This window comes from Vibrio ostreae, from assembly GCF_019226825.1.
GTDB classification, from domain to species: Bacteria; Pseudomonadota; Gammaproteobacteria; order Enterobacterales; family Vibrionaceae; genus Vibrio; species Vibrio ostreae.
This window is the reverse complement of sequence record NZ_CP076643.1, coordinates 1,470,354-1,490,993: the sequence shown is the minus strand read 5'-3', so window position 1 is coordinate 1,490,993 and position 20,640 is coordinate 1,470,354. Positions and strand designations below refer to the sequence as shown.

The 20,640-nt window shown below is 48.4% G+C and carries 17 protein-coding genes; 7 read left to right on the top strand and 10 right to left on the bottom strand.

The features are described 5' to 3' along the window. Positions 1–97 precede the first annotated feature (97 nt). Complete coding sequence (locus tag KNV97_RS12850) at positions 98–2,032, bottom strand: PrkA family serine protein kinase (protein WP_136484213.1); 1,935 nt, start codon at positions 2,030–2,032, stop codon at positions 98–100. Between the two features lie 356 nt (positions 2,033–2,388). Here KNV97_RS12850 and KNV97_RS12845 point away from each other — a divergent pair, with 356 nt between their 5' ends. Continuing rightward, positions 2,389–3,144, top strand: a complete 756-nt coding sequence (locus KNV97_RS12845) for a MipA/OmpV family protein (RefSeq protein WP_218563289.1) — start codon at positions 2,389–2,391, stop codon at positions 3,142–3,144. A 116-nt stretch (positions 3,145–3,260) separates the two neighbouring features. Here KNV97_RS12845 and KNV97_RS12840 read toward each other — a convergent pair whose 3' ends face one another. The 5 genes from KNV97_RS12840 to KNV97_RS12820 all read right to left on the bottom strand — a co-directional run bounded on the left by KNV97_RS12840 (position 3,261) and on the right by KNV97_RS12820 (position 9,947). Beyond that, a complete protein-coding gene (locus KNV97_RS12840; protein WP_136484211.1) occupies positions 3,261–3,761 on the bottom strand; it encodes a YfbU family protein in 501 nt (166 codons plus the stop codon). Positions 3,762–3,975: 214 nt separating this feature from the next. Continuing rightward, on the bottom strand, positions 3,976–4,641 hold the full coding sequence (locus tag KNV97_RS12835; RefSeq protein ID WP_218563288.1) for an energy-coupling factor ABC transporter permease: 666 nt from the start codon (positions 4,639–4,641) through the stop codon (positions 3,976–3,978). A 63-nt stretch (positions 4,642–4,704) separates the two neighbouring features. Then, positions 4,705–5,445: a pyruvate formate lyase 1-activating protein gene (gene pflA / locus KNV97_RS12830; RefSeq protein ID WP_218563287.1), complete on the bottom strand. Its 741-nt coding sequence runs from the start codon at positions 5,443–5,445 to the stop codon at positions 4,705–4,707. Between the two features lie 305 nt (positions 5,446–5,750). Then, complete coding sequence (gene pflB / locus KNV97_RS12825; protein ID WP_218563286.1) at positions 5,751–8,027, bottom strand: formate C-acetyltransferase; 2,277 nt, start codon at positions 8,025–8,027, stop codon at positions 5,751–5,753. A 375-nt stretch (positions 8,028–8,402) separates the two neighbouring features. Further along, the gene (locus KNV97_RS12820) at positions 8,403–9,947 is read right to left on the bottom strand and encodes a DUF3360 family protein (RefSeq protein WP_218563285.1); all 1,545 of its coding nucleotides are present in this window, start codon (positions 9,945–9,947) and stop codon (positions 8,403–8,405) included. A 606-nt stretch (positions 9,948–10,553) separates the two neighbouring features. Between KNV97_RS12820 and KNV97_RS12815 the strand changes: the two genes are divergently transcribed. From KNV97_RS12815 to KNV97_RS12800, 4 genes are all read left to right on the top strand, one after another. Next, entirely contained in the window at positions 10,554–11,324 is a 771-nt protein-coding gene (locus KNV97_RS12815; protein ID WP_136484206.1) for an ABC transporter ATP-binding protein, read from the top strand. 146 nt (positions 11,325–11,470) lie between these two features. Then, on the top strand, positions 11,471–12,247 hold the full coding sequence (locus tag KNV97_RS12810; protein ID WP_168796987.1) for an ABC transporter substrate-binding protein: 777 nt from the start codon (positions 11,471–11,473) through the stop codon (positions 12,245–12,247). Positions 12,248–12,465: 218 nt separating this feature from the next. After that, positions 12,466–13,206 (top strand): ABC transporter permease, encoded by a 741-nt coding sequence (locus KNV97_RS12805; RefSeq protein WP_218563284.1) that lies wholly within the window; start codon positions 12,466–12,468, stop codon positions 13,204–13,206. A gap of 2 nt (positions 13,207–13,208) precedes the next feature. Continuing rightward, positions 13,209–13,886: an ABC transporter permease gene (locus KNV97_RS12800; protein WP_136484203.1), complete on the top strand. Its 678-nt coding sequence runs from the start codon at positions 13,209–13,211 to the stop codon at positions 13,884–13,886. Positions 13,887–13,981: 95 nt separating this feature from the next. Here the strand turns inward: KNV97_RS12800 and xthA are convergent, their stop codons facing one another. Next, positions 13,982–14,791: an exodeoxyribonuclease III gene (gene xthA, locus KNV97_RS12795; protein ID WP_136484202.1), complete on the bottom strand. Its 810-nt coding sequence runs from the start codon at positions 14,789–14,791 to the stop codon at positions 13,982–13,984. 247 nt (positions 14,792–15,038) lie between these two features. On the opposite strand from xthA, the gene KNV97_RS12790 reads away from it, so the two are divergent. Then, positions 15,039–16,052 (top strand): zinc-dependent alcohol dehydrogenase family protein, encoded by a 1,014-nt coding sequence (locus KNV97_RS12790; RefSeq protein WP_218563283.1) that lies wholly within the window; start codon positions 15,039–15,041, stop codon positions 16,050–16,052. 152 nt (positions 16,053–16,204) lie between these two features. On the opposite strand, the gene rsmS is transcribed toward KNV97_RS12790, so the two are convergent. The 3 genes from rsmS to dinG form a co-directional block, all read right to left on the bottom strand. Continuing rightward, the gene (gene rsmS, locus KNV97_RS12785) at positions 16,205–16,369 is read right to left on the bottom strand and encodes a pleiotropic regulatory protein RsmS (protein WP_136484200.1); all 165 of its coding nucleotides are present in this window, start codon (positions 16,367–16,369) and stop codon (positions 16,205–16,207) included. After that, complete coding sequence (locus KNV97_RS12780) at positions 16,369–16,917, bottom strand: primosomal replication protein (protein ID WP_136484199.1); 549 nt, start codon at positions 16,915–16,917, stop codon at positions 16,369–16,371. Before KNV97_RS12780 ends, rsmS begins: the two co-directional genes overlap by 1 nt. A gap of 135 nt (positions 16,918–17,052) precedes the next feature. Beyond that, on the bottom strand, positions 17,053–19,128 hold the full coding sequence (gene dinG / locus KNV97_RS12775) for an ATP-dependent DNA helicase DinG (RefSeq protein WP_218563282.1): 2,076 nt from the start codon (positions 19,126–19,128) through the stop codon (positions 17,053–17,055). Positions 19,129–19,640: 512 nt separating this feature from the next. On the opposite strand from dinG, the gene KNV97_RS12770 reads away from it, so the two are divergent. Continuing rightward, positions 19,641–20,621, top strand: a complete 981-nt coding sequence (locus tag KNV97_RS12770) for a porin (protein WP_218563281.1) — start codon at positions 19,641–19,643, stop codon at positions 20,619–20,621. Positions 20,622–20,640 lie beyond the last annotated feature (19 nt).

Sequence of the window (20,640 nt, the reverse complement as noted above, 5' to 3'; positions counted from 1 at the left end):
CATGGATGAGGGACGGTTGTGCCGTCACCCTCATCTGACCGGAGTCAGGTGAGGCGCTTGGGGCGCCGTCACCTTTTTGCTCAGGGGTGGCTAGCTGTTAAGAGGATTTACGCACGCGTAAATACCACTCAGACAGCAAGCGTACTTGCTTCTCTGTATAGCCTTTCTCCATCATACGAGCGACAAAGTTGTCGTGTTTCTTCTGATCTTCAGAAGAGGTTTTCGCATTGAAAGAGATAACAGGAAGTAACTCTTCTGTATTGGAGAACATTTTCTTCTCGATGACCGTACGCAGTTTTTCGTAACTGGTCCAAACCGGATTTTGGCCATTGTTGTTGGCGCGGGCACGCAATACGAAGTTAACGATCTCATTACGGAAATCCTTCGGATTACTGATACCGGCGGTTTTTTCAATTTTTTCCAGTTCACTGTTCAGGGCTGAGCGGTCGAACAGCTGGCCGGTTTCAGGATCACGGTATTCCTGATCCTGAATCCAGAAATCAGCATACGTCACGTAGCGGTCGAAGATGTTCTGACCGTATTCGGAGTAAGACTCAAGATAAGCGGTCTGAATCTCTTTACCAATGAACTCGACATAACGCGGTACCAGATAACCTTTCACAAATTCCAGGTAGCGATCGGCGGTTTCCTGCGGGAATTGTTCGCGTTCAACCTGTTGTTCAATCACGTAGAACAGGTGGACCGGGTTTGCGGCCACTTCGATTTGGTCGAAGTTGAACACGCGCGACAGGATCTTAAAGGCGAAACGAGTCGACAGGCCGGACATCCCTTCGTCAACACCAGCGTAATCGCGATATTCCTGATAGCTTTTCGCTTTCGGGTCAGTGTCTTTCAGTGTTTCACCGTCATAAACCCTCATCTTCGAGAAGATTGACGAATTTTCCGGGGCTTTCAAGCGTGACAGCACACTGAATTGGGCGAGCAGATCCAGAGTGCTTGGCGCGCACGGCGCGTTGGACAGTTCACTGTGGTCGAGCAGTTTCTGATAAATTTTCACCTCTTCAGACACACGCAGACAGTATGGCACTTTCACAATGTAAACCCGGTCGAGAAATGCTTCGTTGTTCTTGTTGTTGCGGAAAGTCTGCCATTCCGATTCATTAGAGTGGGCCAGAATCATGCCGTCAAACGGCAGCGCAGACAGGCCTTCGGTACCGTTATAGTTACCTTCCTGTGTGGCAGTCAGTAACGGGTGCAGCACCTTAATTGGCGCTTTGAACATCTCGACGAATTCCATCAACCCCTGGTTGGCACGACACAGCGCCCCTGAGTAGCTGTAGGCATCAGGATCGTCTTGTGAGAAGTGCTCAAGTTGACGAATGTCGACCTTACCGACCAGAGATGAGATGTCTTGGTTATTTTCATCGCCTGGTTCAGTTTTCGCCACGGCAATCTGGTCGAGAATGGAAGGACGTACTTTGACCACTTTAAATTTGGTGATGTCGCCGCCAAATTCATGCAGGCGCTTAGCCGCCCAAGGAGACATAATTGAGCGCAGGTAACGTTTTTCGATACCATACTCTTTTTGCAGCAGGTCGCCGTCTTCGTTGACATCGAACAGACAAAATGGATGGTCGTTGACCGGACTGCGTTTACCGTTGACTGACAAGACGTAAATCGGCATCTGTTGCATTAATGCTTTCAGTTTTTCAGCCAGCGATGACTTACCGCCGCCCACCGGGCCGAGTAAGTACAGAATTTGTTTGCGTTCTTCAAGGCCTTGAGCCGCATGTTTCAGATAAGAAACGATTTGTTCAATGGCTTCCTCCATACCGTAGAAGTCTTCGAACGTTTTATAGCGCGAAATGACCCGGTTGGAGAAAAGTCGGCTCAGGCGAGAGTCTTTGGACGTATCCACAAGCTTGGGTTCGCCAATGGCCATCAGTAAGCGCTCGGCAGCATTGGCGTAAGCACTTTTGTCTTCTTTACACAGAGCAAGAAATTCCTGAATGGAAAGCTCTTCGTCCTTGGCTGCTTCATAGCGTGCCTGAAAGTGGTCAAAAATACTCATAGTAATTCCCCTCTAAAAATGTCGTAGTGACATACAACCGCTTAAAAACACAATTCCCTAACAACTTAAGCCTAGTTCGGTATTGTCGATTTTGCTTAGAGATTATGTATTTATTTCAATTTCGTGATTGAAATTACGTCTTACGCTCACAATGTTTTTACGATGAATAGGAACTAAATGTTCAATGGTTATGCTGGATATATCCTCAGCAAAAGCAGTGCCATGAAGGGGCGGTCAGGATGAGAAATCACCGGACTGGGGCGGAAAACCGAGAAAAAACGGGGCAAAGATTGTGTCTGCACAGGGCAGGATATATCATCGTTAGCTCTTAAACATATGCAACGAGTTCACAAAGTATGCGATTAAACTCTACTTCGTTAAGCGTGGCTGCGGCTGCGCTGCTGATGGCTACAGCAGCTCAAGCCGACACTTCTCCGTGGTCTGTAGGGGTGGCGGCGGCGTACTCGCCAGCGGTTTATAAGGACACAGACTCGGATCGCACGGTGATCCCTGTGATTGGCTATGAAGGCGAACACCTGTTTTTGCGCGGCTTCAATGCAGGGTACCGTCTGTTCCCTCGCGGCTCACAGCAAAATATCATTTTCCGCCTTGCTTATGATCCTCGTACATTACAGCCGGAAGATTCGGATGATGCGCAGATCCGCCAGCTGGACAAACGTAAGTCCACCGCTATTGGTGGGGTCAGTTATCAATTGCGCACCCTGGCTGGTGTATGGGAAGCGACCTTTGGTGGTGACGTGGCCGGGCGGCACAATGGTTTGTACGGTGAACTTGCGTGGCGCATGCCGTTCAATTTCGGCAACTGGGGCCTGACCCCGAGTATCGGTTACTCGTACAACTCGAGTCAGCTCAATAACCATTTGTACGGAGTGTCGAAAGCGGAATCGGATCGCACCGGGCTGAGAGAATTTGACGCCGGATGGGACGGACAATACTTTATCGGTGCTTCTGCCTATTGGCAGGTGACGCAGAATATTCAGGTTAACGGTGGTATCCGTTATTCGAACCTGGACAGTACAGTATCTGACAGCCCGGTGGTCGGTTCCAGTGCTGCGACCATGGGTACGATTGGTATTATGTACCAGTTCTGATATTGGTATTATTTACCAGTGCTGATAGTGGTATTATGTACCAATGCTGAAAGTGACAAGGCCGGAATTTATCCGGCCTTTTTCTTTATTCTGTACAGCTCTTAAGACAAGGGTGTTCAGGCACTGACGATCTGACGCAGCTCAGCCGCGGATAAATGGTACTGACGAGGGCAAGTATGCCATGTCACCAGCATACGGCGATATTTATCCAACATCGGTACCTGGCTGTTAAAGTGGTGGTCGCCTTGTTCAAATTGTGGGTACAGTCCTTCTGAATTCACCAGAAAGCGCACATAATTGACCAACGATGCTTCGGCTGCGAGATCAAAACCGAGGAAGTTCAGGCGACGGCTATCCACGTCAGCTCGCTCGGCATCTTTGAGCAGGTTATGGGATTCCTGCATCGCGTGATACATCTCCATAATATCGATGACTTCACGGCATTGTGCTTCAGACAGACATCCGAACTCTTTATTGAGTTCACGCATCTGCAGCTCGTAACCACGCTCTACAATGGTGCGCAGACGTTTGTACTGAGCGGCATTGGCCGGATCGAGCTGAGACATTAACTGGTACTGGTTAGACAGGATAAGACGTTGTGCGTTAGTCATTTCCATCGCTGGCCTCACTAAAGTTAAATTGTGTAATTTTGCTAAATTAAGATTACCAGTTTTCATGATTGGTCAATCTTGATCTGACCACCTATCTGCGTCAGAAAATCAAAATTATCTTTCCCGTCTTTGATCAAATTCTGCTCTGGTCCGATACAGGCTACCCAGTCACGCATGCTCTTATTACAGGCACAAAAGGTAACGAAAACAGAGTTGCGGATTACTTGTTGTGATAGTGATTGTAAATGTAATCCCGATCTGAAAAGACTCTCAGCCATTCAGGCTTGAATACCGACAGGATGGCCAGGGCCATGCCGTTAAGTAGCCCCTCCGGAAAAGCGATCAATGGGGCCAGCATCAGGTAATTATCGACGATGGTCGCCCAGTCGTAGCGACTGAATGTGTATTGATACAGCGAGTTGAACAGCAGATGCAGCAGCGCGGTAAGACCGCCATTGAAGAAGCCGGCCACGAAAATAAATACAAAAATATTACGTGGCAGATAATGATAACTGAGAGCAAAAACTGCGTAGCTGATTAAAATTGGCAGCAGCGCAGAAATCATCAGCGTATGCAGGGCGCCAGCAGCACTGAGGCTGCCGACTGTCATCAGGGCGCCAATAACAGGGATGGTTAGGAAATAAGCACAGCGCCAGCCGTACATCATGGTTAATGTTGTCAGGGCGAGAAAATGAATGTGCAGGTCTTGCTTGACACTGGCGCGCGCTGACCAGAGCAGAAACAGGGCGAAGATGACAAAAAAGGTCAGATGCTGAAATGATTTATCAGCGCTAAACTTGGGCCAGAAATTGGTCCGCACATCGCGCAAGGCAATGACAACAAAGGTCAGGGCGACGATCAGAGAGAAGACAGTTTCAGGCGCCACGTAAACTCCAAAACAATACCAGCATCAGGCTGGTATTGTTTACGATTCGCGGCGCAGATTAAATCAGTATTTTACGTTTGAGTGATACTGCTCAAGAACTGCTACGATGTTATCCATGGTTTCTTTACTCGGCGGATTAACGCCTTCAAGCGGATACTCTTCGCCCATCGCTTCCCATTTGTGTGCCCCCAGTTTGTGATAAGGCAGCAGTTCAATTTTCTCTATATTGTCCATATCCTGGATAAACTGGCCAAGCAGGTGGGCTGACTCTTCGTCATCGGTATACCCCGGTACCACGACATAACGCAGCCACGTGGTTTTACCCAGTTTATGCAGATAACGGGCAAAATCCAGGGTACGTTTGTTGGAGACTCCCACCAGATCCTGATGAATTTCATCCTGCATCTGTTTGATGTCCAGCATCACCAGATCGGTTGCTTCAAGCACTTCATCAATAACAGGCGTGTATTTACGAATATAACCGTTGGTATCGAGGCAAGTGTGCATGCCCTCAGCCTGAGCTGCGCGGAAAAAGTCACGCACAAATTCAGGTTGTAGCATAGATTCGCCACCGGAACAGGTGACGCCACCGCCGGATGCGCGCATAAAGTGGCGGTAGGATTTGGCTTCTGTGATGATTTCATCGACCGTCACTTCCTTGCCGACATGGGTATCCCAGGTATCGCGGTTATGACAATATTTGCAACGGAATAAGCAACCCTGCAGAAAAATAATGAATCGGATTCCCGGACCATCAACGGTACCGCAAGACTCAAAAGAATGGATACGACCAGTAGTAGACATAAGCTGCTCTCGTTTGCTGACTGTTTTCGTTATTTTATTACAAAAAGGGGGGGTGAAAATAGCTTTACCTTACCTTAAGTGAGGTTAAATTTGCGTGCGACATCTCGCCACTGAGGGTGCATTCTCAGTATTGAACTTTTTATGAATCAGTAGGTTGTTACTATCACTGCGTTAAACAAATCTCCGGGCGCTGCTGTTGTTGGTATCGAATACAGAGCGCAGGCGGTGATGCCTGTTGATAAGAAAAATCCCCGCTCCAGGAGCGGGGATTGCGCATTAACAGAGTGTGTTAATCAGCTCAGCGATTACAGTGAGTCAGTGAAAGTACGAGCGATAACGTCTTGTTGCTGCTCAGTAGTCAGAGAGTTAAAGCGCACTGCGTAACCGGATACACGGATAGTCAACTGCGGATATTTCTCTGGATGTTTCACTGCATCAAGCAGCGTTTCACGGTTCAGTACGTTCACGTTCAGGTGCTGACCACCTTCGATACCCGCTTCGTGGTGGAAGTAACCATCCATCAGACCTGCCAGGTTCGCTTTTTGCGCTTCAGTATCTTTACCCAGTGCATTTGGTACGATAGAGAAGGTGTACGAGATACCATCTTTCGCATCTGCAAACGGCAGTTTACCGACTGAAGTCAGAGAGGCGACGGCGCCTTTCTCATCACGGCCGTGCATTGGGTTAGCACCCGGTGCAAATGGCGCGCCTGCTTTACGACCGTCAGGTGTCGTACCTGTTTTCTTACCGTATACCACGTTTGAAGTGATAGTCAGGATAGACTGAGTCGGAATCGCATTGCGGTAAGTTTTCAGTGCACGAATCTTGTTCATGAACATGGTGACCAGCTGGCAAGCGATATCATCAACACGAGGGTCGTTGTTACCAAATTTAGGGTAATCGCCTTCGATTTGGAAGTCGATCGCTACGCCGTCTTCGTCACGTACTGGTTTCACTTTCGCGTACTTGATAGCAGACAGAGAGTCAGCCGCAACAGACAGACCAGCAATACCGCATGCCATAGTACGTTTCACGTCCAGATCATGCAGAGCCATCAGAGACGCTTCATAGCTGTATTTGTCATGCATGAAGTGAATCGCGTTCAGTGCAGTAACGTACTGTTTTGCCAGCCAGTCCATGAAGTGGTCCATGCGTTGCATCAGGTCATCGTAGTCCAGAACTTCGGCGCTGATTTTTTCCATCTTAGGGCCGACCTGGATTTTCAGTTTCTCATCCACACCACCGTTGATGGTGTACAGCATGGTTTTTGCCAGGTTGGCACGAGCACCGAAGAACTGCATCTGTTTGCCGACCACCATTGGTGATACACAACATGCAATGGCGTAGTCGTCAGATTCCATGTCCGGACGCATCAGGTCATCGTTCTCATACTGGATAGATGAGGTGTCGATAGACACTTTCGCACAGAACTTCTTGAAGCCTTCAGGCAGGCTTTCAGACCAAAGCACAGTGATGTTTGGCTCTGGAGAAGGACCCATGGTGTACAGGCTGTTCAGGAAGCGGAAGTTAGTCCGAGTGACCAGTGTACGGCCGTCAAGGCCCATACCGCCCATAGATTCCGTTGCCCAGATTGGGTCGCCAGAGAACAGTTCATCGTACTCAGGAGTGCGCAGGAAACGTACCATACGCAGTTTCATCACGAAGTGGTCGATCATTTCCTGAGCTTGGTCCTCAGTCAGTTTACCCGCTTCGATATCACGCTGAATGTACACATCCAGGAAGGTTGAAGTACGACCCAGAGACATGGCCGCGCCGTTTTGCGATTTCACTGCAGCCAGGTAGCCGAAGTAAGTCCACTGAATCGCTTCTTGTGCGGTTTCAGCCGGACGAGAAATATCGTAGCCGTATTTTGCTGCCATCTCTTTGATTTGGCCAAGCGCACGGTGCTGTTCAGCCACTTCTTCACGCAGTTGCATGGTCAGTTGCAGATCTTCGCCATTTTCGAATTTCGCTTGCAGAGAGCTGAACTGAGCAAATTTGTCTTTCATCAGGAAGTCGATACCGTACAGAGCGATACGACGGTAGTCACCGATGATACGGCCACGTCCGTAGGCATCTGGCAGACCGGTCAGAACGCCGGACTTACGACATTTGATGATGTCAGGTGTGTAGATATCAAATACACCCTGGTTGTGAGTTTTACGGTACTCGGAGTAGATTTTTGAGACTTGAGGATCCAGCTCACGGCCGTACACTTTACAAGAACCCTCAACCATGCGGATACCGCCGTTAGGGATGATGGCACGTTTCAGTGGTTTTTCAGTCTGAAGACCAACAATCGTTTCCAGATCTTTATTGATGTAGCCTGCATCGTGAGCAGTGATGGTAGAGATAACTGAAGTATCAAAATCAACAGGAGCGTGGGTGGAGTTTTCCTGTTTGATGCCTTCCATTACCTGTGCCCAAAGCTTGTTGGTTGCTTCAGTACCTTCAGAAACAAGGAAAGATTCGTCGCCTTCGTACGGTGTGTAGTTCTTCTGAATGAAATCACGAACGTTTACTTCGTTTTGCCAGTCACCTGCTGCAAAACCTTCCCAAGCTTTAGCAAATTGCTCTGCCATGACATACCTACCTTTTTAGTAGCAAAAAAATATACGTACTGTTTCGCCGTTGAGCCAGCTATCTCTCTGACAGGAGAGAAGCAGTACACTCTTAATAACAATATCTGTATTCAAATTTAATTTGGTATCCTAGTTCACTTCACGAAAAAGATACTCACCTGTTTGAATATAGATATTGGTATTTGTTTCCCTTGATTGACAATTTAAGCTAAAAAAAATCCGCAAACCTTAAACTAAATCAATAAAAGTTAAAAAATTAAAATAAAGTTTGGGTAGTGACTGGCACTACCCAAGAATGTTGCTGAATTCACTGCGGTCAGCCACTTTAAAGTCACAGGCCGAAGCGCTATCAATGCGGTTGATTCATGTCGCCTATCAGTGCAGCCATGCTTGCAAGCCGTACTGGCTCTCTAGCATGCCCACAGCAAGCATAGCCACTAAACAGATAATTAACACACCACCCGGAATGATCACTTTATCAACAAAGGAAAGCTTAGCGGCGCGCTCTTTGTCACCAATCAAACCGTTGTTATCCAGCAGCATCGTCAGTGCCCAGGCAAGAACCGGGTTAACCACGGCTGAGCCGAAAATACAGATACCAGCTGCTTGTGACGATTTGGTGTCTTTAATCATTTGCATGCCTGCTTCCAGCAGGGGCAGGAACACGCCAACCAGCAGGGCACAGCGCATGACCGGTGGCCAGACGGCAACGTCCATCGGGAAGCCAAGAATAGCGATGGTCATGACCAGCAGACCGAGAATAATAGCGCCACCGGGAATCGGACGTTTAGCGATAGCCGCAGGAATCATATAGGTGCCCCATGACGAAGTGATGTTACCGCCACCCAGTGCCGTGCCCACCATTTGACGAACGGAACACATGGTCATGGTGTCATCGACGTCCATCAGCACTTTTTCAGTCTTACGCGGATAGTTGAGCTCCTGGAAGATTCGGTGACCCAGAAAGTCCGGTGACCACATTGCAACGGCGAGGATGGCAAACGGCAGCGAAGCGATGAAGTGTTGCAGATTTGGCAGACCCAGCATCCAGCCTTCTGTCGTTGATCCCCACCAGTAGACCGGGTTCAGGTTTGGCAGACCCATCTGGGTTTCAAAACGCAAATCAAAACCCGCGCCAAATACCATGGCGATCAGCAGCCCGCTCATTGCACAGACCGGGATAGCCAGCCAGCGCAGACTTAACTTGGCCAGAATCGCGTAGATAACGATGTTGATGCCCAGTACGACTAAGCCGACATAGCCCATGCTTCCCGCCACGACATCCGCAGACTGCAGGTTGGTGGCCCAGGTTTGAATCGAAGTAATCTGACTCATGGTACCGGTAAAACCAAGGAAGATGAGCAGACCACCGGCAGTGCCTTCAGAGGTCAGGTTGACCAGCTTGGAGCCACCCTTAAAGTAGCTCAGCAGTAAACCGAATACGCCAAGCAGGATAGCCAATGCAAGAGGGTGGGCACCGGCCAGTGCAATAGAGCCGATAAGAGGGATCATTGGTCCGTGGTTGCCTGCCAGGTTGGCTTTGGGGTTAATAAAGCCAGAGGCCAGCACACAGAAAAACAGTGCTGGCAGCAGCATTTCTACCCGGGAGACTTCGATCGCGAACTCTTTACCGAGGTTAATATGGTCCCAGGCTTGAGTCAGGCCATCGGCCCAGGACATCATCACCGCAGAATACATCGCGATAATACCGATAGTACCAGCCAGAGCGGGGACCAGGTCTTCCAGTTCAAAACGAAAATCACGTCCGGGCAAATTGAGACCGAAACGGCGCGGTTTCATGATCTGCAGTTCGTGATCAAGATAATCGGAACGGCTTGCAAACTCAGATGCAGGACGATGGAGCTCACTGTAGCTCTGTGTGTCGATGTCTGAGCGCTCTAGGTTGGCTACGTCTGACATAGATTCCTCATATTTAAAAGTAAGTAATTTTTGATTTAATTTTGAAAAACACGTCGTTGTACACAGGGTGAAACCTTGACCGCACGGGCTGAGAGCCGGTGCGGAGACAGTTAACCCCATAAAGTGGATGGTATTATTAATACTTTTATTAGTGGCGAGTTTAACGTGCTTAAATCGGAGGCTGATTGATCTTGATCAGGTAAAGAAGCGAAATGAAAGAAAGCTACATATTGGGAGAGAAATCAGCCACATAACGTTCAGTCATCAGGAAAATATATTTCAGTGTGTAATGTTTACTACCATTTCCAAAGTGGAACACAGACATTTAGCAAAACGTGAAATGTGTTAATGATAAATTTAGTACCAGTTCGTGTTTTTACGAAAATGTTAATGAATCTGAGTGGAATATTGTGCTTGTACAATGTGTTTATATGCGTATTTTGAAGATGAATTGGCTAAAATATGAATTTATACTCAGATAAAACAACTAAATATCATTGTTTTGCAGGTTAATAATTTGTTGCATGTTAAGGGTGACAATGCTAGTTTGTATCGAAAATTAAGAGCGAAAGCTCGACAGATATAAAATTCAGGGAGTTAGAGCGCATGACAGATGTACCAGCGCTGGATATAAAAGACCTGCACAAAACTTTTGGCCAGAATGAAGTACTGAAGGGCATTTCTCTTCAGGCTCACAAGGGTGACGTAATTTCGATTATCGGATCATCCGGCTCGGGTAAAAGTACCTTTCTAAGATGCATTAACTTGCTCGAAACCCCGACAGCAGGGGATATTTGGGTTAAGGGCGAACAAATTCAGATGAAGAAAGACCGTCAGGGTCACTCTTCACCAGCCAATGAAAAACAGGTGCAGCGTATCCGTTCACGCCTGGCGATGGTTTTTCAGGGCTTCAATCTGTGGTCACACATGACGGTACTGGAGAACGTGATTGAAGCTCCGGTGCACGTTCTTGGTGTACCTAAAGCACAAGCTATTGAAAATGCCGAACTATTGCTGAAAAAAGTAGGTTTATACGAACGGCGTGATTATTATCCGGGTCACCTGTCCGGTGGTCAGCAGCAACGTGCCGCGATTGCGCGGGCTTTAGCTGTCGATCCGGAAGTGATGCTGTTTGATGAACCGACATCAGCTCTCGATCCCGAGTTGGTTGGTGAGGTTTTAGGCGTAATGCGGGACTTGGCCGAAGAAGGCCGCACCATGCTGGTGGTGACGCATGAAATGGCGTTTGCCCGCGATGTGTCTAACCACGTGATGTTCTTGCATCAGGGACGGGTTGAAGAGCAGGGTGATCCGGCTAAATTATTTAAGAATCCGGATTCACAGCGTCTGAAGCAGTTTATTTCCTCGATTTACTGAGTTTATTGCCTTCGTACCGACGATAAAGCAGAGGAGTCATGTGGTCTGCACAGGATGTAAGACGGCAGCGACGGACAGTTCACCTATACTAATTTTTTTAATTAAAAATTTTATAAACAAAACAATACGATCACAGGAGTATGGAAATGAAAAAGTGGTTACTAGTGGCAGCATTAGCCGCGACAGCTGCAACAGGTGTTGCACAGGCTAAAGAATGGACAACCGTACGCTTCGGTATTGAAGGCGCGTACCCGCCGTTCAGCTGGACTGAAGCAGATGGTTCACTGCAGGGTTTTGATGTGGATATGGCCAATGCATTGTGCGCAGAAATGCAGGTGCAATGTAAGATCGTCCCTCAGGACTGGGACGGTATTATTCCGTCACTGCTGGCGCGTAAGTACGATGCGATTATTGCGGCGATGTCTATCACTGACGAACGTCGTAAGAAGGTCGACTTTACTCATAAGTACGCGTTGATTCCAAATAAATTTATCGCTAAGAAAGGCGCTAACCTGGATTTTTCTGCTGATGGTCTGAAAGGTGTGAAAATTGGTGTGCAGCGTGCGACTACTCACGACAAATACCTGACAGATAACTATGGTGACTCGGTAGAAATTGTTCGTTACGGTTCATTTGATGAAGCTTACCTTGACTTGGCAAACGGTCGTATTGCCGCTGTACTGGGCGATGCTTCAGCGCTGGAAGATGGCGTGCTGAACAAAGAAGGTGGCGAAAACTACGAATTCGTTGGCCCTTCTCTGACTGATCCAAAATGGTTTGGTGAAGGTTTCGGTATCGCGACTCGCAAACAAGATAAAGATCTGACGGACAAACTGAACGCAGCAATCGACGCGCTGCGTAGCAAAGGTGAATACCAGAAGATCGCGGCGAAGTACTTTAAGTACGACGTTTACGGTGAATAATTAGCCCGCTTGTCTCCAGTGGTAATGCTGGGCTGCCGGCCATAAGGCCGCGCTGAAAGACAGAAGGCATTCCTGGTTGCTGGCTCCTAGTTCGTAGCAGTACCCGGCAACCAGGTGTTTAGGGTCAGGTGATCCTGTGTGACTAACATGACTCTTTCGAGAGAACAGCGAATCCATTGAGTTAACCGGATTGACCCTAGGACTAGGAAACATTTTTTATGCTGGATTTACAGGGATATGAAGCCTCTATTCTAAATGGGGCGGTTCTGACCATCGAAGTGGCGTTGTTATCACTGCTGCTTGCGATGGTACTTGGTATGTTGGGTGCACTTGCCAAAATGTCACCTTATCGTTCGGCGCGCGCAGTCGCGACCGTTTACACCACTATTATTCGCGGCATCCCGGATCTGGTGCTGATGATGTTGATTTTCTTTGGCGGACAGATCCTGCTTAACAACAGCTTGTATGCCATCAATGAGTGGCTGAATAACTGGTTCACTTCCAGTGATCCGAATCACGAGTGGGTTTCTTATCTGCCGGATTACATTGATGTCAGTCCGTTTATCGCCGGTGTACTGACGATCGGATTTATCTTCGGTGCCTACATGGCTGAGACATTTCGTGGTGCGATCATGGCGGTCGACAAAGGCGAAATGGAAGCCGCTAAAGCGTATGGCATGAGCTCAGTGCTGGCGTTCCGCCGTATTCTGCTGCCGCAGATGGTACGTCACGCCTTACCGGGTTTCGGTAACAACTGGCTGGTACTGCTGAAAACCACCGCTCTGGTTTCAATCATCGGTCTGGAAGACATGGTGCGGGTCAGCTCGCTCGCTGCCGGTTCAACGAAAATGCCGTTCACTTTTTACATGGCGGTGTCGATCATCTTTTTGGTCTTTACCAGCATTTCTACCGGTTTACTGAAACTGGTTGAACGCAAATTCAGTATTCATATGAGGTAGATATGGACTTTTCATTAATCATTGATAGTTTACCTATCTACTTCAGCGGCCTGTGGACCACGGTATGGCTGGTTGGTCTGTCGTTAATTATCGGTCTGAGCATCGCTATTCCGTTAGCGATTGCACGCAACAGCCGCAATTATCTGTTTAACGCTCCGGCATGGGCTTATATCTACTTTTTCCGCGGTACCCCGCTGCTGGTGCAGCTGTACCTGATTTACTACGGTATGGACCAGTTTTTCCCGGTTAAAGATACTCTGTGGGAAAACGCCTGGTTCTGCGCGCTGGTGTCATTTGTGTTTAACACCTCTGCTTATACAGCAGAAATCATCCGCGGCGCCATCAATGGCCTGCCAAAAGGTGAAGTGGAAGCCGCTAAAGCTTACGGTATGGGGACCTGGAAGATTTATCGCCGCATTATCTTGCCAAGTGCATTGCGCCGCGCACTGCCGGCCTACAGCAATGAAGTGATCTTTATGGTTCACGGTAGTGCGGTCGCGGGTATCGTAACCATTATGGATTTAACCGGCGCCGCTCGTCTGGTTAACTCGCGCTACTATGCACCTTTTGAGTCTTTCCTGACGGCAGGTCTGTTCTACATGTGCCTGACCTTTATCATCATCTGGTGTTTCAAACAAGCCGAAAAACGTTTTCTGGCTTATTTGCGCCCACTGAGTTAATGCCTATCGGTTAGTGAACAGAAAGAGACAAATACAAATAGCCCTGCATCTGCAGGGCTATTTGTATTTGTGCTCACGTGAGGGTTGAACCCAGATTAAGCGCTGAAGGTCGACCAGATCGGCGCGTGATCGGATGGCTTATCGATACCACGCAGCTCATAATCAATTCCGGATTCGCTACATTTCGCCGCCAAGGCCGGTGTCGCCAGAATCACGTCAATCCGCAGTCCGCGGTTATCATCGAAGCCGCGAGAGCGGTAATCAAACCACGAAAACTGGTCGTCGACTGAAGGGTGCAACTTACGGAATGTGTCCTCAAAGCCCCAGTTCAGCAATGTATGCAACCACTCGCGCTCTTCCGGCTGGAACGAGCACTTACCGGTTTTCAGCCAGCGCTTACGGTTCGGTTCGCCAATACCGATATCAAGATCGATAGGGCTGATGTTGATATCACCCATCACGATTAACTGGTCATCAGGGGTATGGTAATCATGCAGGTAGGTCATGAGGTCGCGGTAGAACTGACGCTTGTACGGAAACTTAGTTTCGTGATGAATGCTGTCGCCTTGCGGGAAGTAACCGTTGAGCACGGTCACTTTTTCACCTTGCTCATTGAGGAAGGTGGCCATAATCATGCGCTTCTGGTGTTCTTCACTGTCGGTCGGGAAACCTTTGCGCACTTCAATCGGCTCTTGCTTACATAGCATGGCCACTCCGTAATGTGCTTTCTGGCCGTGGAAGTAAACTTTGTAGCCCATCGCTTCGACATCCGCTAACGGGAATGCCTCATCGTGTACTTTAATTTCCTGCAGGCCGATCACGTCCGGCTGGTGTTTGTCGATCACCGCCTGCAGTTGATGCAAGCGTGCTCGCAAGCCGTTGATGTTAAAGCTTATCACTTTCATATAAACTGGAACCCCTTGAATGCTGTGGTGGTTTTCTATTAGCCGGAATAGTAACACTTTTCGCTGTTGTTTACAGACAATCGCCGCATTGCGGATGAAGAGAAATGAACGGCTTTTGCATGCATCACTGAATCCGCTGGCATTCGAAAACTGCGGTATTTATTGCTACAGTGCTATCCATTGCTACAGTGATGCCCATTGCATTCTTGGTCCTGAATAGGCGTAATTACAATTGAAGGAAGGTTTCATGAAAGCGTTAACGTTGACTCAACCCGGTGGTCTTGAACAGATAGTTGTCAGTGAAGTTGCCGATCCTGGTCAGCCTGGTCCGGGCGAGATCCGGGTCGCGATCAAAGCAAGTTCACTGAATTTCCATGATCTGCTGGTTGCAAATGGCACAGTACCGACAGAAGCGGATCGTATCCTGATGTCGGATGGCGCAGGTATTGTTGAAGCTATCGGTGATGGTGTGATGGAATTTGCTGTGGGTGACAGTGTGGTGTCGACCTTCTTTCCCAACTGGGTGGCGGGTAAAGCATTTGCGGGTGTTGGTCACTTTGGGCATACGCCGGGCGATGGCGTACAAGGTATGGCAGCTGAGTTTGTTGTGCGACCGGTTAACGCATTCACCAAAGCTCCGCAAGGCTGGAGTCATGCTGAATCGGCCACGATTACGACGGCTGCACTGACGGCATGGCGTGCGTTGGTGGTTGATGGCCAGCTGAAAGCGGGGGCCACTGTGTTAACCCTGGGTACCGGCGGAGTTTCGATCGCAGCAATTCAGATTGCTAAAGCCATGGGCGCCCGGGTAATTGCAACGTCGTCTTCTGATGAAAAACTGGCCAAGGTGAAGGCTTTGGGCGCCGATGACGTGATCAACTATCGCACCCAACCTGAGTGGGCACAGGAAGTGCTGCGAATGACTGACGGGCTGGGGGTGGATCATGTGGTGGAAGTGGGTGGTCCCGGCACCCTTGCTCAGTCAATCAATGCAATCAGAGTCGGCGGTCATATCGCCCTGATTGGTGTGCTGACCGGCGTGCAGGGTGATTTACCGACCGCGACCCTGATGGCTAAACAGGGCCGTTTGCAGGGGTTGATCGTTGCCAGTCGCCAGGATCAGCAGGAGTTTATCACTGCGCTTGAGCAAAATGGTTTGCGCCCGGTTATCGACAAAACGTTCCGGTTTGAGCAACTGGCCGAAGCTTTTGCTTATCAGGCCAGCGGGCAACACTTTGGAAAGGTGTGTGTGGAATGGTAAGTCTGTTGACGGACGTTCTGCCCATAGTGAGCTGAATTACTGACAGTGCGAAAAGCGAGGGTGGCGTAGAGGCTACTCTCGCTTTTTCTTTTTGACCGCAGGAAGGCGGGTTGTGCTCGTGCCTAAGAACTCTCTGGCTATAAACTCGTTTATCAGGATGACTGAGCAATCTTGTGTTCCAGATCAGCCTTGACGAATTCGAGGGCTTTGAGCGCAACTTCAGGGTCAACCTCATTGCTTTCCAGCAGGTAAATCAAATCAACGGCCAGTTTAATTTCATCCGGTGCATCACTGAGGGGAACATTAGGCTCGTTCATTACTGGTTCTTCTCTCTGTAAGTAATCTGTTTTTCAATTTTAGCTTTGGCATCCTGACAGCGTTTTAGTCTCTGCTCAACAGTCAGCAATGCTGTCTGGGCCACTTGTTTTTGGAAGGCCGGGGCGCTATCGAGGGCGTATTGTTTGTCTCTGACCATCTCCATCAGACGGCGTTCCCACTCCTGGTGCTGGGCAAGCTCCTGATACAGGTCGCTGATGGGTTTGCGATAATAGCTGCTGTGTTTTGGTTCACTTTTGCGGATTGCCTGGGTGGATAACTCGCGCTGAATGGCACTGATCTGGGCCAGGAGGCGCTCCGTCAGATATTCAGCACGCGGCTGAGTCAGTTTACCCGCCTCCTGTTCACGCAAAATAGTGGTCAGGGTACTTTGTGCTTCCTGAACACATGGCGTCAGCAGTTTACCGTGGCAGTGAAATAGCACCTCATCAAACAGCGGTTGGTGATGCTCACCACGGCGGCGATCTAATTGCGCAGCGTTCTGTTTAAGCTGCTCTAACAGGTTATTTAAACGGGAAAAATCACTCATAATTTAGCTTATTGTCCGTTCAGGTAGGTTTTGCGTTCAAGGTGCGTTATGCGTTAAAAGTACGTAATGCGTTCACATCTGGCGTCCGACAAGGGTAACCCACCATTGTACTGTGTCTGTATGAATCCGAACCGATCAATATTCTATTTTACGTTTAAACGGCGGCAAAGAGTCGAGCAGAGACTTACCGTATCGCTTGGAAACGATGCGGCGGTCGAGTAGCACCACTCTACCGCAATCGCGCTCCTTACGCAGCAAACGCCCCACGGACTGAATCAGCTTTTTACTCGCTTCCGGCACCGTAATCTGTAAAAACGGGTTACCGCCGCGGTTCTGGATGTATTCTGCGTGCGCTTGTTCTACCGGCGAGGTTGGTACCGCAAACGGAATCTTGGTGATAATCAGGTTTTCCAGTAATTCCCCCGGGAGATCAAGGCCTTCTGAGAAACTTCCGGTGCCAAAAAGCACGCTGGTTTTACCTTTTTCGACCAGGTTTTTATGTTTATTGAGAATTTCTTTCCTCGATTTTTCACCCTGAACTTGCAGAGCCCAGCCTTTTTTGATGAATAACTTGGAAACAATCTCCGCGACTTCTTTCATCTGCCAGTAAGAGGCGAAAAGCACCAGATTGGCTTTGCCATCTTCGATGTAAGTGTCGATTTTATCGGCCAGATAACGGGTGTACTCCGGAGCCTGCGGTTCATATTTCATCGCTGGTATCAGCAGCTCTGCCTGATTCTGATAATCAAACGGCGAGGCTAAAGCGAGAAATTGCACGCCATCTTCTGCTCTATCACTGATGCCGGCCTGACGGCAGAAAAAACTGAATGAATTGAGTGCGCGCATGGTGGCCGATACCAGGACTGCGCCAACACAGCGGCTCCAGATCTGTTGATCCAGTTGCCAGCCAATCTCTAACGGGGATACGTTGACCACGTAGTCCCCCTCGCGTTCCGGGCTTAATTCCAGCCAACGGGCGAGGGGAGCGCCTTTTTCACGTTTTGGTTCCGCCATTAAATGCCATACCTGAGCCAGATTTTCCAGGCGCTGAATATAAAACCCAAGTTCGGCCAGGGCAGGTTCTGCCAGGCGTGAAGCCAGTTCACCTTCTTTGACCCGTTCGGCAATCAAATCGGCAATTTTAGCCACCGCCTGATTGGCTTTCTGGCTCTGACGCTTGAGCTCTTTTGATTCCTCTTCCAGCCAGGCTGGTAAATCGCCGTGCTCAAACCGATAGCGTTTCTCTTCAAAGGCCATCGGGTCAAATTGTTTGGGCATCTGGGTCAGGGTCGGAATCAGGTGCTGTAAGGCGACCTGGGTTTCATTACGAAAGCGGGCCACGCGTTTCTCGTCTGCCAGACCGGCAAATTTGGTCAGCGTTTGATTGAGTTTTTCCAGCCAGGAAGCGGCACCTTTCATGGTTGCGGCTGCAGAAGCGTGCTCGCGTGCTACGTGAGGAAGGTGGTGGGCTTCGTCAAACACGTAAATCGTGTTTTCCGGCTCAGGCAAGATCACTCCGCCGCCGAGATCGGCATCAGCCATTACCAGGCTATGGTTGGCAATAATGACATCGGTTTTATCCAGTTCTGAGCGCGCTTTCTGGAACGGACACTGACGGTGGGCACTAAAGCTGCCGTTGCAGCTGTGCTTGTCACTGACAATAGTGCTCCAAATCGCGTCAGACAGGGTATCTGGCCATGAATCCCGGTCACCGTCCCATTTGCCTTGTGAAAGCTGGCTGTAGAGCTCCTGCAGCGTTTCGATGTCGTTTTGCGATGGCTTGGATTCAAACATCGCCATCTGACCGCCATCGGCTCCGCTCGCCACGGCCAGTTTTTCCGCACAGCAGTAACGTTGACGACCTTTGGCCAGAATAAAACAGAAATTTTGGTCTGTGATGCGGCGAAACAGAGGCAAATCTTTGTTTATCAGCTGTTCTTGCAGTGCCACTGTCGCGGTGGAAATCACCACTTTGCGGTTGTTGTTCACCGCGACAGGAATCACGCCCATCAGATACGAGAGCGATTTGCCAATCCCGGTCCCGGCTTCAGCAACCAGCATTCGGGTCGATTTGTGATAATTGCCACATAATGTTTTGGCAATTTCCGCCACCAGAAAATTTTGAGCGCGTCGCGGGACGAAATTGTCCAGCTGACTTTGGAGGTTTTGGTAGCTGGTTTTGATCGATTTTTGAATTTTTGTTGTGAGCATAACGGGACCTGCATATCGGGAGCGGGATGTTAGCACACTTTGCTAAGCGATAAGTAGTTCACGAAATTGAATGCTTTTACATTAAATCTAGATCCCGTTCACAAAAAAAAACTGAACCTTCATACACTTAAATTTAATTTGAAATATGAAAAATATAAAACCCCAAAAAAGGATAGTTGCATGTATATTATTCTGTGTAAGGCTCTATAATCCGCACCTCTTGGTTTTAAATTCTGCAATGTTAAAGCATTTAACATTTAGACTTTCTTAGTTTTTTGCTTATAAATTGGCCTTTTTTAGATGTGCTTTATCTTTAAATTATTGATTTGTATTTATTTTTTTGATTTTTATAAAATTTTTATAAGCCATTTGACAGCCAGCATTATCTTTTGCAATCTAAACCTCGAACTTAGTGGCGATGGTAAGTGAACGCAGAGTCATGCAACCATCATCAATAAAAACAATAGGGAATCGAAACGGACTTCCCATCTAAGAAAAGGCAGTGGATTAATATGAAAAAGACGCTACTAGCGCTTGCTGTTATGGCAGCAGCCGGTTCAGCGAATGCAGCTGAAGTATACAAAACTGACGACGCAACTGTTGACTTCTACGGTCAGCTACGTGAATACGTTGAGTTCTCTGACGTAGACGGTGACGACGATGCTAAAATTGACAAAAGCAGTTCTCGTTGGGGGGTAAACCTGTCTTATCAAGCGGCTCAAGATCTAGCTGTTTTAGGCAACGTCGAGATGGCCGTTGAAGGTGGCGACCTGCGTACTCACTACATCGGTTTCTCAAACGATTCATACGGCACAGTGACTTTTGGTCAGCATAATCCTCTATATGATGATATTTATGGTGCGATCTATGCCTACAACTACGACATGGGTCCATACGCAAGTGAAGGTTTTGGTGATAACTTCTATCAAAGTAGTTCAATCAATTATCAGATCAGCTCTGACGCTGCGTGGTTAAAAGCGCAATACAATCTGCCAGAAAACGACAGCAATCCAGAAATGGGTGAAGCATACGTAGGTACTGCGTTTGGCGACTTGGCAGTGCACGTTGGTGGTGCATTCATGTCTGATAAAACTGGCGCAGAGACAGATCCTGACCTTTCAGGTATCAAGAATGTTTCTAATGATTACGACGCAACGTATGTTGAAGCAACCGCTGAGTACTACATTGGTTCAGGTGTTATCGGTCTGACTTACGCATACAACAAAGCAGACGCAAACGATCAGGATTTTAAAGTTGAATCTAACAGCTTCCACCTGGGTGCAAAATTTGAAGTTGTAGAGAAAACGTCTGTATACGGTAACTACCAGTACTGGGATTTCGATGGTGATACTGATGAAACCCAAAACATTATTTTAGGTGTTGACCACATTTTTGCTAAATGGGCTCGTGTTTACGCTGAGTACAACTTCAAGTCTCAAGAAGGCAAAGATGATGCGAACAAGCTAGCACTAGGTGCTCGCGTATACTGGTAATTCAATCGGTTACTGTTAA

What these genes read in the sequence shown, in the direction of transcription:
- rsmS (WP_136484200.1), bottom strand. Translation starts at nt 16,369, where the DNA reads ATGAACGAGCCTAATGTTCCCCTCAGTGATGCACCGGATGAAATTAAA.
- KNV97_RS12820 (WP_218563285.1), bottom strand. Translation starts at nt 9,947, where the DNA reads ATGTCAGACGTAGCCAACCTAGAGCGCTCAGACATCGACACACAGAGC.
- pflA (WP_218563287.1), bottom strand. Translation starts at nt 5,445, where the DNA reads ATGTCTACTACTGGTCGTATCCATTCTTTTGAGTCTTGCGGTACCGTT.
- KNV97_RS12810 (WP_168796987.1), top strand. Translation starts at nt 11,471, where the DNA reads ATGAAAAAGTGGTTACTAGTGGCAGCATTAGCCGCGACAGCTGCAACA.
- pflB (WP_218563286.1), bottom strand. Translation starts at nt 8,027, where the DNA reads ATGGCAGAGCAATTTGCTAAAGCTTGGGAAGGTTTTGCAGCAGGTGAC.
- KNV97_RS12770 (WP_218563281.1), top strand. Translation starts at nt 19,641, where the DNA reads ATGAAAAAGACGCTACTAGCGCTTGCTGTTATGGCAGCAGCCGGTTCA.
- dinG (WP_218563282.1), bottom strand. Translation starts at nt 19,128, where the DNA reads ATGCTCACAACAAAAATTCAAAAATCGATCAAAACCAGCTACCAAAAC.
- KNV97_RS12845 (WP_218563289.1), top strand. Translation starts at nt 2,389, where the DNA reads ATGCGATTAAACTCTACTTCGTTAAGCGTGGCTGCGGCTGCGCTGCTG.
- KNV97_RS12815 (WP_136484206.1), top strand. Translation starts at nt 10,554, where the DNA reads ATGACAGATGTACCAGCGCTGGATATAAAAGACCTGCACAAAACTTTT.
- xthA (WP_136484202.1), bottom strand. Translation starts at nt 14,791, where the DNA reads ATGAAAGTGATAAGCTTTAACATCAACGGCTTGCGAGCACGCTTGCAT.
- KNV97_RS12840 (WP_136484211.1), bottom strand. Translation starts at nt 3,761, where the DNA reads ATGGAAATGACTAACGCACAACGTCTTATCCTGTCTAACCAGTACCAG.
- KNV97_RS12780 (WP_136484199.1), bottom strand. Translation starts at nt 16,917, where the DNA reads ATGAGTGATTTTTCCCGTTTAAATAACCTGTTAGAGCAGCTTAAACAG.
- KNV97_RS12805 (WP_218563284.1), top strand. Translation starts at nt 12,466, where the DNA reads ATGCTGGATTTACAGGGATATGAAGCCTCTATTCTAAATGGGGCGGTT.
- KNV97_RS12850 (WP_136484213.1), bottom strand. Translation starts at nt 2,032, where the DNA reads ATGAGTATTTTTGACCACTTTCAGGCACGCTATGAAGCAGCCAAGGAC.
- KNV97_RS12790 (WP_218563283.1), top strand. Translation starts at nt 15,039, where the DNA reads ATGAAAGCGTTAACGTTGACTCAACCCGGTGGTCTTGAACAGATAGTT.
- KNV97_RS12800 (WP_136484203.1), top strand. Translation starts at nt 13,209, where the DNA reads ATGGACTTTTCATTAATCATTGATAGTTTACCTATCTACTTCAGCGGC.